This window comes from Marinobacter sp. Hex_13, assembly GCF_001566815.1.
Lineage (GTDB): Bacteria > Pseudomonadota > Gammaproteobacteria > Pseudomonadales > Oleiphilaceae > Marinobacter > Marinobacter salarius.
In genome coordinates this window covers 1-16,192 of sequence record NZ_LSMM01000067.1, presented here as the reverse complement: position 1 = coordinate 16,192, position 16,192 = coordinate 1, and the positions used below count along the sequence as shown (strand labels likewise).

Annotated in this window: 16 protein-coding genes and 1 pseudogene; 6 read left to right on the top strand and 11 right to left on the bottom strand. The window is 58.9% G+C overall.

Annotated elements, in window-relative coordinates; genetic code table 11:
- The first annotated feature begins 49 nt into the window (after positions 1–49).
- Entirely contained in the window at positions 50–436 is a 387-nt protein-coding gene (locus tag AXW11_RS16590; RefSeq protein ID WP_085678200.1) for a DoxX family protein, read from the top strand.
- Positions 437–438: 2 nt separating this feature from the next.
- Here AXW11_RS16590 and AXW11_RS16585 read toward each other — a convergent pair whose 3' ends face one another.
- Positions 439–2,238, bottom strand: coding sequence for a sensor domain-containing diguanylate cyclase (locus AXW11_RS16585; protein ID WP_227517832.1), 1,800 nt, complete (start codon positions 2,236–2,238; stop codon positions 439–441).
- A 160-nt stretch (positions 2,239–2,398) separates the two neighbouring features.
- On the opposite strand from AXW11_RS16585, the gene AXW11_RS16580 reads away from it, so the two are divergent.
- Positions 2,399–2,635 carry a DUF1653 domain-containing protein gene (locus AXW11_RS16580; protein ID WP_041332743.1) on the top strand — a complete coding sequence of 79 codons (237 nt, stop codon included), beginning with the start codon at positions 2,399–2,401 and terminating at the stop codon, positions 2,633–2,635.
- 106 nt (positions 2,636–2,741) lie between these two features.
- Positions 2,742–4,064 (top strand): Na+/H+ antiporter family protein, encoded by a 1,323-nt coding sequence (locus AXW11_RS16575; protein ID WP_091643248.1) that lies wholly within the window; start codon positions 2,742–2,744, stop codon positions 4,062–4,064.
- Positions 4,065–4,415: 351 nt separating this feature from the next.
- Here the strand turns inward: AXW11_RS16575 and AXW11_RS16570 are convergent, their stop codons facing one another.
- Both AXW11_RS16570 and prlC read right to left on the bottom strand, forming a co-directional pair.
- On the bottom strand, positions 4,416–4,664 hold the full coding sequence (locus AXW11_RS16570) for a YheV family putative zinc ribbon protein (RefSeq protein WP_091643245.1): 249 nt from the start codon (positions 4,662–4,664) through the stop codon (positions 4,416–4,418).
- Between the two features lie 61 nt (positions 4,665–4,725).
- The gene (gene prlC, locus AXW11_RS16565; RefSeq protein ID WP_091643242.1) at positions 4,726–6,771 is read right to left on the bottom strand and encodes an oligopeptidase A; all 2,046 of its coding nucleotides are present in this window, start codon (positions 6,769–6,771) and stop codon (positions 4,726–4,728) included.
- 207 nt (positions 6,772–6,978) lie between these two features.
- Here prlC and AXW11_RS16560 point away from each other — a divergent pair, with 207 nt between their 5' ends.
- From AXW11_RS16560 to AXW11_RS16550, 3 genes are all read left to right on the top strand, one after another.
- Positions 6,979–7,515: a gamma carbonic anhydrase family protein gene (locus AXW11_RS16560; protein WP_041332737.1), complete on the top strand. Its 537-nt coding sequence runs from the start codon at positions 6,979–6,981 to the stop codon at positions 7,513–7,515.
- A 15-nt stretch (positions 7,516–7,530) separates the two neighbouring features.
- Positions 7,531–9,150 carry an alkaline phosphatase family protein gene (locus AXW11_RS16555; protein WP_091643240.1) on the top strand — a complete coding sequence of 540 codons (1,620 nt, stop codon included), beginning with the start codon at positions 7,531–7,533 and terminating at the stop codon, positions 9,148–9,150.
- Between the two features lie 131 nt (positions 9,151–9,281).
- A complete protein-coding gene (locus AXW11_RS16550) occupies positions 9,282–9,737 on the top strand; it encodes an Hsp20/alpha crystallin family protein (protein WP_085678214.1) in 456 nt (151 codons plus the stop codon).
- Positions 9,738–9,768: 31 nt separating this feature from the next.
- Here the strand turns inward: AXW11_RS16550 and AXW11_RS16545 are convergent, their stop codons facing one another.
- The 8 genes and pseudogenes from AXW11_RS16545 to AXW11_RS16510 all read right to left on the bottom strand — a co-directional run.
- Positions 9,769–10,086: a PA4642 family protein gene (locus AXW11_RS16545; RefSeq protein ID WP_007152958.1), complete on the bottom strand. Its 318-nt coding sequence runs from the start codon at positions 10,084–10,086 to the stop codon at positions 9,769–9,771.
- A gap of 146 nt (positions 10,087–10,232) precedes the next feature.
- The gene (locus tag AXW11_RS16540) at positions 10,233–11,066 is read right to left on the bottom strand and encodes a flagellar motor protein MotB (protein WP_041332735.1); all 834 of its coding nucleotides are present in this window, start codon (positions 11,064–11,066) and stop codon (positions 10,233–10,235) included.
- Positions 11,067–11,069: 3 nt separating this feature from the next.
- Positions 11,070–11,843 (bottom strand): MotA/TolQ/ExbB proton channel family protein, encoded by a 774-nt coding sequence (locus AXW11_RS16535; protein ID WP_075196391.1) that lies wholly within the window; start codon positions 11,841–11,843, stop codon positions 11,070–11,072.
- Between the two features lie 84 nt (positions 11,844–11,927).
- Complete coding sequence (aroE, locus tag AXW11_RS16530) at positions 11,928–12,755, bottom strand: shikimate dehydrogenase (protein WP_041332733.1); 828 nt, start codon at positions 12,753–12,755, stop codon at positions 11,928–11,930.
- Positions 12,745–13,686, bottom strand: a complete 942-nt coding sequence (gene hemF, locus AXW11_RS16525) for an oxygen-dependent coproporphyrinogen oxidase (protein ID WP_041332731.1) — start codon at positions 13,684–13,686, stop codon at positions 12,745–12,747. Before hemF ends, aroE begins: the two co-directional genes overlap by 11 nt.
- 8 nt (positions 13,687–13,694) lie before the next feature.
- Entirely contained in the window at positions 13,695–14,270 is a 576-nt protein-coding gene (gene tsaC, locus AXW11_RS16520; protein ID WP_041332729.1) for an L-threonylcarbamoyladenylate synthase type 1 TsaC, read from the bottom strand.
- A 29-nt stretch (positions 14,271–14,299) separates the two neighbouring features.
- Positions 14,300–15,466 carry a DNA-processing protein DprA gene (gene dprA, locus AXW11_RS16515; RefSeq protein WP_091643237.1) on the bottom strand — a complete coding sequence of 389 codons (1,167 nt, stop codon included), beginning with the start codon at positions 15,464–15,466 and terminating at the stop codon, positions 14,300–14,302.
- A gap of 131 nt (positions 15,467–15,597) precedes the next feature.
- Positions 15,598–16,192 (bottom strand): annotated as a pseudogene (locus tag AXW11_RS16510) (LysM peptidoglycan-binding domain-containing protein); the annotation flags it as partial.

Genomic DNA, 16,192 nt, shown 5'->3' with positions numbered 1-16,192 from the left:
TTAAGCTTGCCCGCTGACCAATAAACCTTTCCTGACGGGAGAATAAACCTTGCTCGACAACGCGGATCTGGGAAAACTGATTGTTCGACTGACCCTGGGCGGACTATTGCTGTTTCATGGCATCGCCAAGCTGTTCCATGGCGTGAGCTTCATCGAAGGCCAACTGGCCAGCCATGGGATTCCCGCTTTTTTCGCGTGGGGCGTGTTCATTGGTGAGTTGCTGGCACCATTAATGGTGATCCTGGGCTACCAGACCCGTATCGGCGCCTTACTCATCGCCTTCAACATGCTGGTGGCCATAGCGCTGGTACACAGCCATGAACTGATGACCTTGGGCAATCACGGCGGCTGGGCACTGGAGCTGCAGGGTTTCTTCCTGTTCATCGCGGTAGCCGTTATTTTTCTCGGCCCCGGCCGCTACAAGCTGAAAAACTGACGTTAGGAACCGGCGATGGCCTCTGCGCCCGACTCCCGGAATACCATCACCTGGTTACGCCCTGCGCCCTTAGCGGCATACAGGGCCTCATCGGCCCTGCCGATGAGATCCTCGGGGCGGCTGCCCGGTTCCGGCAGGATGGTGGCCACCCCGGCGCTCACCGACAGGTTCAATGGGCTGCTGTGGTCACCAACGTAAACCGATGTGCCCGCCACAGCCACCCGCAAGCGTTCAGCCACATTGGCGGCCCCGGCCTCCGGCGTCGCCGGCAGGAGCACACTGAATTCCTCGCCGCCGTATCGCGCCAGCAAATCTCCTGAGCGCTGGATTTCGGCGGCGCAGACCCACGCGACACTGACCAGGCAATCATCCCCCGCCAGATGGCCAAAGTTGTCGTTCACCCGTTTGAAGTAATCAATATCCAACAGGACCAGGCTCAGGGGATGTCCCTGGCGCAGGGCACGGTGCCATTCTGCCTCCAGTTTTTCGTCAAACTGGCGACGATTGGCAACCCCGGTCAAGCCATCGGTAATGGAAACCGCCTTAAGTTGCTCATTGACTTGCTCCAGCTCTTCCGTACGCGCCTGAACGCGGGCTTCCAACGTCTGGTTGGCTTGCAGCTGGATGTCCAGGGCATGGTCCTGGGCCTCAATCCTGAGGCGGCGTTCAAGGTTGATTCTGTACGCCAGGGCAAACGACATCAAAACGACCTCCAGCGCCACACCCGTCTGGGGTGCAAGCTCTGTTACCGTGCTGGTAGGGATAAGGCCGATTTTACTGATCGACATCACCAGATGCCCGAGCAGTAACGGGGTCCATGCCACCACGTAGAACCCCGCCAATGCCTGGCCCTTGCGCCAGACGACCAGGCCAAGAATCCAGGTAAGGGGAGTGATTACCGCCGCGAATACGCTGATGATGGTTGTAGAGCTCTGGTAAGACCCGAAAAGGCCGTAGACAAGACTGCACCCACTGACCAATGCCACCAGTTGCAACACGCGGTAGGACACCCGGCTGTAATTTCGGACGGCGAGAAAGTTCAGTGCAAACATCACCGCAAACAGAATGTTGGCCGATATGGCCGGGGCCGTGAAGTAACGGTTCAGAATCGGCAAATCCGGCCAGAGCCACTGGAACACCAGGCCGTTGAAGTTCAGCAACACCAGTGCGGACGCAACCACGGTCAACACGTACCACAGATAGGCCTGTTGACGGACGATGACGAATACAAACAGGTTGTACAGGGCCATGGCAATCATGATGCCCAGGAAAACCGCCTGCCAGCCGTAGTCCAACTGCTCTCGCGCCAGAAAGTCCGCCGACTCGATAACCTGGGCCGGGATCTGCACAGCCCCCTCACTCTGAACACGGACATACGCTGTGGTGGGGTCGCTGTTCGAAGGTACCGGAAAAACAAAGTTGCGGTGGTATATCGGGCGGGAGCCGAACTTGCGACTGTCCCCGGTGACATGGCGTTCCACCTGCTCGCCCCCGCTATACCAGTAGACCCGCACATCGTCCAACAGCGGATAGCCGATTTCCAGCACCCGGTTAACCGGCTCAGCAGGCACCTCAACTCGTAACCAATAGGTGCTTTTGGTGAAGCCAAAATTAAGGGTTTGTTTACGGGCAACTGATTGCCATTGCGCTTCCGCCAGGCCACGGATATCCTCCACATCCGTCTCCGGCCCCGATGCTTCAAACCAGGCAAACGATGCCCCTTCACCGTAGGCAGGGCCCGCGGCCATGGTCAGCGCCAGCAACAGTATCCGCACCAGTCGGCAAACTGAAAAAGTGCTCATAGTGGCCGTGTTACCCGGAACAGGAAAACTCAACTAAACTGTCGATGCCAACAGTCAGTCCCAATGCCTCCTTGCGTTTACTTCTTACCAGTCTAGACGTTTACTGGGAGTAAGTCCGCCTCAAAAATGCGTAGCAATCAACTACGTATGGAGAAACACGATGACCGATAAGAAATCAGAGCTACGCCCAGGCCGCTACCGCCACTACAAAGGCAGGGACTATGACGTTATCGGCGTGGCCCGCCACAGTGAAACCGAGGAACCGATGGTCGTTTATCGCTGCCTTTACGGCGACTACAGCCTATGGGTACGACCATTGGCGATGTTTCAGGAAACGGTGGAAGTCGCTGGCGAGGACGTTCCCCGGTTTACCTACGTGGCTGACGACCACACGTAAACACGATTTTTGACTGCAGCACGCGTTTCCGGCACATTAGCGCGCTTTCTTGAACCGCCCCACCTCCGGGGCGCTGAAAGCCATCCCCGACATCCCGGAGTCTGCCATGAATGCCGTTGTTGCTGCGGTAGCGATCATGCTCGTACTGAGCCTGTGCCGCATCCACGTTGTTGTTGCCCTGATTATCGGTGCCGTTGCCGGCGGCCTGATCAGCGGCTTGTCACTGGACGCCACCATTGCCGCGTTTAACGAGGGCCTGGGAGGCGGCGCAACCGTTGCCCTGTCCTACGCCACCCTCGGTGCCTTCGCCGTTGCCATCGGCAAATCCGGCCTGGCCCATGCCCTGGCGGACAAAGCCCTGAACCTGGTGGGCCGGCAGGATGACGGCAAAGCCGCTGGCGGCATCCGCCTGCTGATCGTTGGCCTGCTGCTGGCCATTGCCATGTCGTCCCAGAATATCCTGCCCATTCACATTGCGTTTATTCCTCTGGTTGTACCGCCACTGCTGTATGTGATGGCCAAACTGAACATGGACCGCCGCCTGGTAGCCTGCGTGCTGACGTTCGGCCTGATCACACCCTACATGTTCCTGCCTGTGGGTTTCGGAGGGATATACCTCAATGAAATACTGCTGGCGAACGTGGGTGACAACGGCATCGACGCCACCGACCTCAATGTCATGTCCGCCATGGCCTTGCCAGCACTCGGCATGCTCTGTGGACTTCTCGTCGCCGTCTTTTTCAGCTACCGCGGCGACCGACACTACAACCTGGACGCCATCGCCCGCACCGAACGGGTAGATGTGACCTACAACGGCGGCACGCTGCTGATGGCCCTGGTCGCCATCGTGGCGGCGTTCGTGGTTCAACTGTGGTTGGGTTCGATGATCCTCGGGGCGCTGGCTGGCTTTGTACTGTTCAACCTGTCCGGGGTGGTGAAATGGAAAGAAGCCGACGACCTGTTCACCGAAGGCATGAAAATGCTGGCAATGATCGGCTTCATCATGATCGCCGCCTCCGGCTTTGCGGAAGTCATGCGCGAAACCGGTGACATCGCCACTCTGGTGGAGGGCTCCGTCTCTGCCATCGGCGACAACAAAGCCCTGGCCGCCCTGCTGATGCTGGTCGTCGGCCTGCTGATCACCATGGGCATTGGCTCATCCTTCTCCACCATTCCCATCATCGCCGCCCTCTACGTGCCGCTGGCCCTGGAACTGGGCTTCAGCCCCCTGGCCATCGTGGCCCTGGTCGGCACCGCCGGCGCGCTGGGCGATGCCGGCTCCCCGGCCTCGGACTCCACCCTCGGCCCTACCGCTGGCCTCAACGTCGACGGCCAGCACAACCACATCTGGGATACGGTGGTGCCGACGTTCCTGCACTACAACCTGCCGTTGTTGGGCTTTGGGTGGTTGGCGGCTATGGTTCTTTAGGCTTTTGGAGTTTGCCCTCCTTTTCTAGCCTGGTTGGTGTGGGGGCTGCGAGGGGGCAGGGGGAGTTTTTGCTCTTGAAATGGAACTCGCTACGCTCAGACACCCATTTCTGGCGAGTAAAAATCCCCCTACCCCCTCACGAACGAACCGCGTCAATATCGCCTAGAGAAAGCCGAGAGCTCGACTCAAACGGCGATATCCGTGTGGTTCAAACCGGAGGGTGTTGGGGTGCTTTCTGCCGGGAAAAAGGTGTCTGAGCGCAGCGAGTTCTTTTTCCCAGAAGAAAGCACCACGACGCCGTCCAGGCCTCCAAAACCAGCAGGCTACAACAGGAAGGCAAACTCCCGACCATCAGTCGTCCTTGGAAGAAAAGAACACCACCTGCTTAACGGTATGATCATCTTCGTTGTCGAGCTTGTTCACCCGGGTTTCCAGTTCGGGATTGGTCGGCTCCGGGGTATCAGACACCGCATCCGTGAAACCGCAGGCCACGCACTCGCGAACCTGATCATCGTCGTCGGTGGTAAACATCATGATTTTGTCCATCTCCGCACAACGGGGACAGACAGCGCCGGCGATAAAACGTTTGGGGGTCGCCATGGTTAAAACTCCAACAATTCCAGAACCCGGCCAGCCACAACACTGACCGGGTGATATCGGCTCAAGCCGCGTCTTCGGTGATACCCGTCTGTTTCAACAGGGCACCCACCTCCGGTTCACGGCCACGGAACGCCTTGAACAGTTCCATCGGCTCCTGGGAACCGCCTTTTTCAAGAATGTTCTGCAGGAACGCCTTGCCGGTTTGCGGATCGAAGATACCCTTCTCCTCGAACAGCGAAAACGCATCCGCCGCCAGCACCTCGGCCCATTTGTAGCTGTAATAACCCGCGGCGTAGCCACCCGCAAAAATGTGGGAGAAGCTGTTGGGGAAGCGGTTGAATGACGGTGCTTCCACCACCGCAATCTCGCTACGCACCTTGCGGTGCATATCCAGCGGGTTAGTGGGGGCATCCAGGGTGAATTCCGCGTGCAGGCGGAAGTCAAACAGCGAAAACTCCAGCTGACGCACCATCGCCATGCCGGACTGGAAGTTCTTGGCCGCCAGCAGCTTTTGCAGCAGGTCGTCCGGCAGCGGCTCACCGGTTTCATGGTGCGAGGCGATCAGGGCCAGGGACTCGGGGTTCCAGCACCAGTTTTCCAGGAACTGGCTGGGCAGCTCGACGGCGTCCCAGGCAACGCCATTGATTCCGGATACGTCCAGCACATCCACCTGGGTGAGCATGTGGTGCAGGCCGTGCCCGAACTCGTGGAACAGCGTGGTGACCTCATCGTGGGTCAGCAGTGACGGCTTGCCGTTCACCGGCGGCGTGAAGTTACAGGTCAGGAAGGCCACCGGCAGTTGCAATTGGCCGCGCAGGTTTCGCCAGCGTACCCGGCAGTCCGCCATCCAGGCGCCGCCACGCTTGCCTTGGCGAGCGTACAGGTCAAGGTAAAACCAGGCCAGGGGCCCGCCATTGCGGCTGATGCAATAGGCGGTCGCGTCCGGGTGCCAGGTTTCTACGTCTGGTTTGGCTTCAATCTGCACGTCGAACAGCTTCTCGGCCACGGCAAACAGGCCCGGGACCACCTTGTTCACCGGGAACCATGGGCGCAGGGTTTCCGGGGAAATGTCGTAGCGTTCCTGGCGCAGTTTTTCACTGTAGTAGCCGATGTCCCACGCCTGCAGGTCCTCAACACCGTGGGTATCCCTGGCGAAGGCCTTCAGCTCGGCAAACTCCCGCTCGGCAATGGGTTTGGACTTGGCCGCCAGCTGGTTCAGGAAGTCCAGCACTTCGTCCACATTGCGGGCCATCTTGGTGGCCAGGGAGCGCTCGGCGTAATTGTCGAATCCGAGCAACTGAGCCATAGCGTGACGACGCTTGAGGATTTCCGCCATCACTGGCGTGTTGTCCCAGGTGCCTGCATCCGGGCCCATGTCGGACGCTCGGGTCACAAAGGCTTCGTAGACTTCACGGCGCAGGTCGCGGTTGTCACCGTAGGTCATCACCGGGTAGAAACTGGGAAAATCCAGGGTGATCACATAGCCGTCCAGATCCTTCTGTTGTGCTGCCTGCTTGGCGCCATCGAGTGCGCTCTCAGGAACACCCGCCAGCTCTTCCACATCGGTGATGTGCTTGAACCAGTGTTGGGTGGCATCCAGAACGTTGTCGCTGAAACGGTTGGAGAGCTCCGACAGCTCCATCGACAGATTGGCGTACTGCTCTTTCTTTTCCTGGGGCAGATCGACGCCACCGAGGTGGAAGTCCCGCAGGGTGTTGTCCACGGATTTACGCTGTGCCTCGCTGAGTTCATTGTACTGGTCGCTTGCTGCCAGCTTCTTGTAAGCCTCGCAGAGCTCAGCATTCTGGCTCAGCTCGGTGCTGTACTCGGTGAGCTTTTCCAGGCAGTTCTTGTACACTTTGCGCAGGTCGTCGCTGTTCATCACACCGTTCAGGTGGGAAATCACCGACCAGGCTCTTTCCAGCCGGTCTTCGGTTGCCTGCATCGGTTGCGCCAGGGTTTCCCAGGTGGGTTCGTCCTGCTGCGCCAGTTGTGAGATTTTCACGCGGTTCTCGCTGAGAATCTGGTCGATTGCCGGTTCCATGTGCTCGGTGCGAACATGGTCAAACTTGGGCAACAGGTCGTCGGTCAATAACGGGTTATTCATAAGTCCCCTTCTCAGCTCCGGGTGTCTGATGTAATTTGAAGTAACTCCAACGCTTGGGGAGTCTCTGGGTGAGGCCTTTCCAAAACTGTGCGGAGCCATGGATGGCGGAGCTCAAGCGCCACATGGATGTGCCTGAGCGTGTTTTGGAAAGGCCTCACCCAGAGACTCCTTCCCCACAAGCAATAATCCATTTCAAGAGTATATGTAATGTCGAATGTACGAACACACAAGGGTAACACGCCACAATTTGGAGAACGCGCCTGGATTGACCCAAGCGCAGTAGTCATCGGGGATGTCCAGACCGGGGATGACGTCTCTATCTGGCCGATGACCGTGGTGCGCGGCGACATGCACAAGATTCGCATCGGCAACCGCTGCAGCATCCAGGATGGGTCGGTGCTACACATCACCCATGCCAGTGATTATAACCCCGGTGGCTATCCACTTCAGATCGGGGATGACGTGACCGTTGGCCACAAGGCGCTGCTGCACGGCTGCACCATTGGTAACCGGGTGCTGGTAGGTATGGGTTGCATCATCATGGACGGCGCCGTGGTGGAGGACGAAGTGATTGTCGCCGCAGGCTGCCTGGTGCCGCCGGGCAAAACCCTGGAGTCCGGTTACCTGTACGTTGGGTCACCCTGCAAACAGGCCCGGGCGTTGTCGGATCAGGAAAAGACCTTCTTCAAGTACACCGCGGCCAATTACGTCAAACTCAAGGACGACTATCTCAATGAGGTTTAGTGGAGAGATCCGCCATTGAAGCGACTGTTACTCACCACCATCCTGCTGAACGCTCTGTTCCTGGCGTTGCTGCTGCCGCACTACCCCCAGATGCCCTGGTTGGCAGCCGAAGCCCTGCTGATAAGTGGACTGTTCGCCCTTCTGCCTGAAAGCACGGGAAAGCGTGTCGGTGCGGCGACTGTTGGCGCTCTCTTTGGTTTGCTCGCATTTTTTGCACTGAGTGATGTCCTGGTTCGGCACAGCATCGGGCGACCGTTCAATCTCTATCTCGAGCTGGGCCTTGCCGGTTCGGTATTTAACCTGCTGCAGAGCAACCTGGGAGTGACGCTGTCGCTGATGCTGATCGTCATGGCCCTGACTGTCTTCGTGGGGTTGGGCATCTGCGTGAGCCGGTTGCTCCGGCAGGTTGATGCAAACCGCTCCCGCGCCGCGGCAAGGGCTGTTGCGTCTCTGGGCATCGTCGCCATCGGGGTAACGTTCTTACCGCAACCATTCGTAGGCCTGACGGCAGCCCGGGCAGCCACTCAGCAAGTTGAACTGGCCGCTGATACCTATCAGTCAACGGCCTCTTTCCAACAACATTTGATGGATAACCCGGGCGCGAGCCAATCCAGGCCACTGCAAGCGCTTGCTCAAACCGATGTGATCCTGGGGTTCATTGAGTCCTACGGTATATCATCCGTCACCGACCCGCGTTACGGGCGCCTGATCCAGCCTCGCCTCCAGCAAATGGAGCAGGTGCTGGCGAACGCCGGCCTGCATATGGTCACGGGCCGCCTGCAATCCCCCGTTCAGGGTGGTCAATCCTGGCTGGCGCATACCACGCTGCTCAGCGGCCAATGGATCGATACCCAACTCGATTACGACACTTTCCTGGCCAGTGACTATCCCACACTGATTGACGATATGGGCGCGACTGGCCATGATTCCGTGGCTGTTATGCCCGCCATTACCCGCGAGTGGCCGGAGGGTCTTGCGTTCGGCTACAACCGCATCTATCACTCCACCTCCATGGGCTATCGTGGACCCGCCCTGAACTGGGTCACCATGCCGGATCAGTACACCTGGTCATGGTTCCAACGCCAGATTCGGGAGCGCGCCGATCATACCCCTGTGTTCGCTGAAGTGGCACTGATCAGCAGCCACGCGCCATGGGTCCCCATACTCCCGGTTCTGGACGATTGGGACAGCATTGGCGATGGAGAAATCTTTAACCGCTGGAAAGATGCCGGCGAAGCACCCGCAAGCCTGTGGCGGGACCCCGAGCGCGTACGCGATCACTACGCCCGCTCGCTGGATTATGCGCTGAACGTGGCCACCGAGTACGCCAAACGTCATGTGGATAACAAGACCCTGCTGGTGCTGACAGGTGACCATCAGGCGGCCCCTTTGATCACCGGCGACAACGCCAGCCGCGACGTCGTTGTTCATGTGATCAGCGCCGACCCCACAATGCTGGCACCGTTTGTTGGAAGCGGTGATCAGGAAGGCTTACGCGGATTCCGTTGGGGCGCGCACCCTCACTCGGGTCAACCGGGGCCTTCAATGGCCAGTTTCCGGCCCTTCCTTCATCAGGCTTTCAGCCCGTCTCTCATCCCGGTAAAAATTTCTGCTGCAGACACTATTGAAAAATAAGCGACCGATCCTACATTCGAAAATAGCAGAAGTTCACGGAAAACCATCCGGCTGGCGCCACCGGTATGGAGCTGTTCCGCGAGCGAAGCTGACATCAACGTGTGATTTCAGATTCGTAGGAGGGGTTTCATATGACCAACATTACTCGCTGGAATCCGGTCAACGAGTTCGAAGACCTGATTAACCGCTACAACCGCTACTTCGGCCTTGCCCGTGGCAATGGCGAGCGTGAGGGTAAAGACCTGTTCAGCCGCAGCGACTGGGCACCGGCGGTGGATATCCGGGAAACACCGGAAGCGTTCCGCATTGAGGCGGAACTGCCGGGCATGTCAAAGGATGATGTAAAAGTCACCGTGCAGGATGGCGTGTTGAGCATCCAGGGTGAGCGCAAGCAAGAGGAAGAAACCAACGACAGCAAGCACCATCGCGTGGAGCGAATCTATGGCAGCTTCCTGCGCCGGTTCACCCTGCCGGAGAATGTGGATGAGAACAGTATCCGGGCCAACTTCAAGGATGGCATCCTGTCGCTGACGTTAACCAAGGCCGAGCCGGCCGAACCCAAAGCTATTGAGGTGGACGTCCAGTAAACCGGCGGGCCGTCAATGGTAGAGCCGGGGCTCAGCTCCCGGCCTCTGCCGTTGTTTTTGCGCCGGCTTTGCGAAGTGTCTCAGCGTAAGCGGTGCTACGACGGTGCCGCGACACCAGGTCCAGGATAGTCTCACCATTTTCATCAACTGCGTTGAGATCCCGCCCCGCTTCCACAAAGAAACCGACGAAACGGTCAAAGTCTTCGGCAATCATGGCCTGGTAGGCCTTGATCAGGGCATTGAAGTCAGGATTGATGTTGCTGTCGTAGGGCGTAATGGCCAGGAAGCTCTTTACCCGCTCATCGCTCCATTCCTCACCAATCACTTTCGGTTTGTCAGGTCCGCTCATAATCTCTCTGGCCTTTTCGTTACAGCTTTTTACAGCAAATAGTTACGACAAATGTGTTTGCGTTGGGCTGCACAGTATAAAGATCTAAAAGCGCCGGGGTTATATAAATTCACTATGAGGAGCTTCCCGGCAGGCATATGCGAACTTCACGGGTTAATTTCCACCGGTAACTGATCCGTCTCCACGCTGTCGTCGCATTGCGGGTTGCGGATGGCGATCTCCACTCTTCGGTTCTTGGCCCGGTTCTCCGGGCTGTCGTTGGGCGCCAGCGGGTTGGTTTCCGCCCGGCCCGCCGCGACAACCCGCTCCGCCGGCACCTGACGATTCAGCACCAGCTCGTGAACCACCGACACGGCACGCGCGGCAGACAGGTCCCAGTTAGAGCGATAGCGGCCACTGGCTATCGGGCGGTCATCCGTGTAACCCGCCACCAGAACGTCACCGGTGCAACCAGACAACACCTCTACCACCCGCTCGATGATCGGCACCATTCCCGGCTTGATCGCCGCTTCTCCGGAGCGGAACGTGGCTTCCTCCGAAAACCGGATCACCACCCGGCTTTCATCGTAGTTGACGCTCAATGCCTCCGAAGCCACTTCCGGTTCAAGCTCTTCGATCATTCGGCTGGCCAGATCGATCACACCCGCCGGAATTTTGGTCGGGGCATCCCCCTCCGCGCGTTCATCAATAAATTCGGGCTCGTCGGTCGCCGTCTCCATTGGCTCCGGCAGGGAAACCGTATCCGACTCAATCAATGTCAGCGGCGAGCCCCCCACCGCATCGCCGAGCACCTGGTTGCTGCCGAAGGCCACCGCCATGGAATTGGCCATGGCACGGTATTTTTCAACATCCATTTCGGCGAAGGACAGCAACAGGATAAAAAAGGTCAGCAGCAGGGTGGCCAAATCGGCAAAGGTGACGATCCAGGCCGGGGAGCCACGGCCATGCTTCTTCTTTTTGACGGGCTGGTGGACCACCAAAACCTACGCCTCCCGCTCCGGCGCAAGACCGTTGCGCTGCTCCGGCGTTACGAAGGATGACAGCAGTTCGGTCATCACCCGGGGATTCTCGCCGCGCATGATAGTACGCATCGACGTGGTGATCAGTACCTGGTTACGTGCCTCATCTTCGGCCTTGAGCTGCAGCTTGTCGGCCAGGGGCAGGGCGATCAGCTGGGCGATGAAGGCGCCATAGAGCGTGGTCAGCAGGGCGATCGCCATGGCCGGGCCAATGGAGGACGGATCGTCGAGGGTGTTGAGCATCTGCACCAGGCCAACCAGCGTACCCAGCATACCGATGGCCGGAGCGGATTCACCAATACCACGAAATACCCTTTCGGAGACTTCGTAACGCTCAGCCGTCTGTTGGGTTTCCTGGGCCAGAGCTTCTTCAACCAGCTCCGGTGGGTGGCCGTCCACGCACAGATTGATGGCCTTTTGCAGAAACTCGTTTTTGGTGGGGTGGTTTTCCAGGCCCAGGATACCTTCCTTGCGAACGACAAGAGCCAATGTGCCAACTTCGCGGATCAACTCCGCCGGCCGTTCTACGCGGTCCTTGAATGCCGCTGAAAACGCCAGCCTGAAAGCACTCATCACCGAAGGCAGACGAAACTTGATCAGGGTAACGGCAAACGTGCCACCCAGCACAATCGCCAACCCCGGAAGGTTGAAAAAGGTCAGTATCGACGCGTTAGCCAGCATCGCAAGCACGACAATCAGTACGCCTGCCACCAGCCCGACAAGGGTGAGTATATCCATCAGAGACCTTAAATCAGCGATTAATCAGCGATCTTCGGGAACCGTTTGCACCTGCGAAGCATAGCCCATTCATCCGGGTTGGGCTCAGTCGTTTCGCAATTCTTCAATCACCGGACGGGTGTCCGGAGTTTTTCCACGCCATATCCGGAACGACTCCGCCGCCTGTTCCACCAGCATGCCCAGGCCATCGAACACCCGGGTGGCTCCCTGGTCCAGAGCCCACTGGTTGAAGGTGGTGGTCTGCAGAGAATACATCATGTCGTAGATCACCGTGTCGGCACCGATCACACTTGTGGAAACCGGCGGCAAATCTCCCTGCAGGCTGGCACTGGTGCCGTTGATGATAACGTCGAAAGCGTCGGCCGGCTGTTCGAATCCGCAGGCCTCCAGGTGCGTATCGCCGGCCACGGATTCAAAGAAACTGACCAGACCCTCGGCTTTTGCCAGGGTGCGGTTGGCAATCGTCAGGGCAGCAGGCTCTTCAGCAAGAATCGGCCCCAGAACACCACGAACGGCCCCACCTGCGCCCAGCACCAGCAGGCGTTTACCCGCCAGGCGAACGCCATGGTTGACCATCAGGTCGGTAACCAATCCTTTGCCATCGGTGTTATCGGCGGTAAGTGAGCCTTTACTGTCTTTGTAGAGTGTGTTCGCCGCACCCGCTCGCTCGGCGCGCTGGGTCCGCAGGTCCGCCAACTGCCAGGCCTGCTCCTTGAAAGGCACGGTGATATTCAACCCTTTGCCACCGCGTTCGAAAAAGCCTTTTACGGTATTCGCGAAATCGTCTTCCGGCGCCTGTATGGCCGTGTATTCCAGCTGCTCGCCGGTCTGGCGGGCAAACAGGCTATGAATGCGGGGGGATTTGCTGTGACTGATCGGATTGCCAACCACCGCATACAGATCATTGTGCATCAGCGCTCTCCAGCCAGTCCCGCCCGGTAAGAAAGTAGTCCGTCAGCCGCGCTTCCTCCGATCCGGGCTCCGGCACGAAGTCGTACTCCCAGCGCACCAGCGGAGGCAGCGACATCAGGATGGATTCGGTACGGCCACCGGACTGCAGGCCAAACAGGGTGCCCCGGTCGTACACCAGGTTGAACTCCACGTAGCGGCCGCGGCGGTACAGCTGGAAATCGCGCTCGCGATCGCCCCACACCATGGCTTTTCGTCGCTCGATAATGGGCTCATAGGCATCGATGAAGCTGTCCCCGACTGACTGCATCAAGGCAAAATCACGGCTGAAATCCCCGGTGTTGTGGTCGTCAAAAAACAACCCTCCCACGCCCCGCGGCTCGTCCCGGTGTTTGAGGTAGAAATAGTTGTCACACCAGTGCTTGTACTCACGATACAGTTGGTCGCCGAAAGGATCACAAGCGGCTTTCGCAACCCGGTGCCAATGGACGCAATCCTCGTCGAAGCCGTAATAGGGCGTAAGGTCATAACCCCCGCCAAACCAATAGACCGGCTCTGCATCCTCGGGGGTCGCAACAAAAAACCGGACGTTGGCGTGGGACGTGGGTACGTAGGGGTTCGAAGGGTGCATGACCAGAGACACCCCCATGGCTTGCCAGGGCGCACCCGCCAGGTGGGGTCTATGCGCGGTGGCTGACGCAGGCATGGTCTCGCCCATCACATGGGAGAAGTTTACACCGCCTTTCTCGAACACCTCGCCATCGGTGATCACCCGGCTGATGCCACCTCCGCCCTCGGGCCGGTCCCAGGCATCGGTTTCAAAAACGCCCCTGCCATCGGTCGCTGCCAGCCTTTCGCAGATCTGATCCTGCAGGCCAAGCAAGTATTGTTTCACGGCATTGGTGTCGGGGTGCTGGACAGGGTGCTGAGACATGGGAACTCCTAGCGCAGTTGCTTTCCGCTGACGATATCGATGATACGGCTGGGTTGACGGTTACCGCCCAGTTCTCCTGGCACCAGCCAATCCAGTTGGCCCTCGAAGTAACGACGTACCTGCCAGGAGGAACGGGCCGGCTGGCGTCCTGCCGGATTACAGGAGGTTGAAACCAGGGGAAAGCCGACCGCCTCGCACAAGGCGCGCACAACAGGGTGGTCACTGACCCTGACAGCGATGGAGCTGTGATGCCCCCGAACCTGTTGTGGGATTTGCTTGCGGATATCCGGCAGAAGACAGGTAACCGGGCCAGGCCAATGACTCATCGCCTGGCGCTGCTGCTCCTTCGGCAATGGGTCCAACAGGAACCGTATCTGATCAACAGACGCCGCCACAAGGATCAGTCCCTTCTCCATGGGACGCTGCTTGAGCGACAGGACCCGTTCAACGGCGTCCTGATCCCAGGGGTCACAACCCAGCCCCCAGACGGCTTCCGTGGGATAGGCAATGACCCCGCCACCAAGGACGGTGCGGCGGGCGCAATGAAGGTGCCAGTCGGACAAAGGTTGCTGTGGTGATTTCATGAAATCTTCAAGTCTGTAAAAAACGTGGCTCAGCCAATCCGTTGAAACCCTCCCGGCGCAGAATCCACCAATCCCTGTAACTCCAGGAGAAGCAGCGACTGCATCAACTGATCGGCGGGAAGGCCGGTCACTGAACACAAATCATCGGTTGACTGCGGATCATACCCTAAAGCCTCCAGCACCGCGATTTCCCGGGAGTCCAGGCCTTCGGTCGCTGGCCTTTTCATGATCACCGAAGAGGAATCGCCCTCGTTCTGACTGGTCCACCAGCCGCCGAGTTCCTCGCAGATATCGTCCACGGTTTCCACCAGCTTCGCACCCTGGCGTATCAGGTGATGGCAGCCCCGTGCCAAAGGATTGTGGACCGAGCCCGGAATCGCAAATACCTCCCGCCCCTGTTCCAGCGCCAGTCGGGCAGTGATCAGGGATCCGCTTTTGAGTCCCGCCTCCACCACCAGGATGCCACGGCTGAGACCGCTGATAATCCGGTTTCGGCGGGGGAAATGGCCCGCCTTGGCGGACGTACCCGGCGGGTATTCGGACACAATCACCCCCTCACCGGCGATGCGTTCACTGAGCGTGCGGTGGCGATAGGGGTAGGGTTTATCAACACCATTGCCAATCACGGCGACGGTCGGGAAGCCGGCATCCAGGGCGCCGGCATGGGCGGCGCCGTCCACCCCCAGGGCCAACCCGCTGGTCACCAGCAAGCCTTTTTGGCCGAGCGCCGCGGCAAAGGAACGGGCATGTTCCAGCCCGGCCCGGGTGGCGTTGCGGCTACCTACAATACCGATCTGCTCGCGCCCCAGCAGGGAGCGATCACCGCGCACATAGAGGACCAATGGCCCGTCGTGAATATGCCTGAGAGGCTCGGGGTAGTCGGCATCGGCGATGGTCAGGATAGCCGTGCCGGTCCGCAGGCAATCCCGGTATATGCCGTCGGCGCTGGCGATCACAGGGTGAGCGCTGTCCTGGCGGCGCCATGCCTGGAGAGCATCGATCGTTTCCGCCGCCAAACCCAGTGCTTTCAGAGTGGCGGCATTATGGGTCAGGAGTTGCTGAAAATCCGGAATCTGTTCGAGGATCGCCTGCTGGCGACGGGCTCCGAATTTCGGCAGACAGGACAGGAATATCCAGAACCCGTGTTCCGACTGGAACAGGTTCCGGGCAGACAGGGTGTCGGTAGAGAGTGACATGGCATCCTTCCGTGGATCAGGGTTGGGTAATGGGGGCTTGCCTTCCTGGCAGGCCGAGGGTGAATTATGCCATAAAAAAAGGAGCCGGCGATGCGGCTCCCTTTCTACGGACGTCTTACGTTGTGATCAGCTCAGGGATTGGTCACCTTGTCACCAACCGACAACGGACGGGTGGCCTGCAGGATCAGGCCATAGCTCATTTTCTCGTAGGTCTGGAACACCATCATCAGCCCGGCACGCTCGGAGGGCAGCTCAATGGTTTCATTGGTGACCGGATCCCGAACCAGATTGCCACTCTTCAGCACGGCCATGACATTGCCCGGCTTCAGACCTTCCCGTTCACCGCGGTTGATAGCCACCACGTCAAACTGCCCGATCTGGCTGACACCACCATCGACCGAGATCATCTGGGCCTCGATATCACTGTCGGGAGAGCTGGGCAAAAAACTGGTGGTGATGCGACGCTCTTCGCCAACCAGCAGACGGTCCCCGATGCGCACTTCCTCGTTGGATTGCTTCAGTCGGAGTGTCAGAACGTCTTTATTCTCGGCAATGACTTCACCGCGGGCAATACTCCGAGCCTCAAGGCCAAGGAACTCGCCGGTTTCCGGATCGCGGAATTCCTTGCTGCGGCGGAAGACGCCCACATTGTCAGCCGGCTTCTCACCACGGGCGTAAATCCGATCACCCGCGCCGGTAATAATCCGGCCGTCCTCGCCTTCCAGC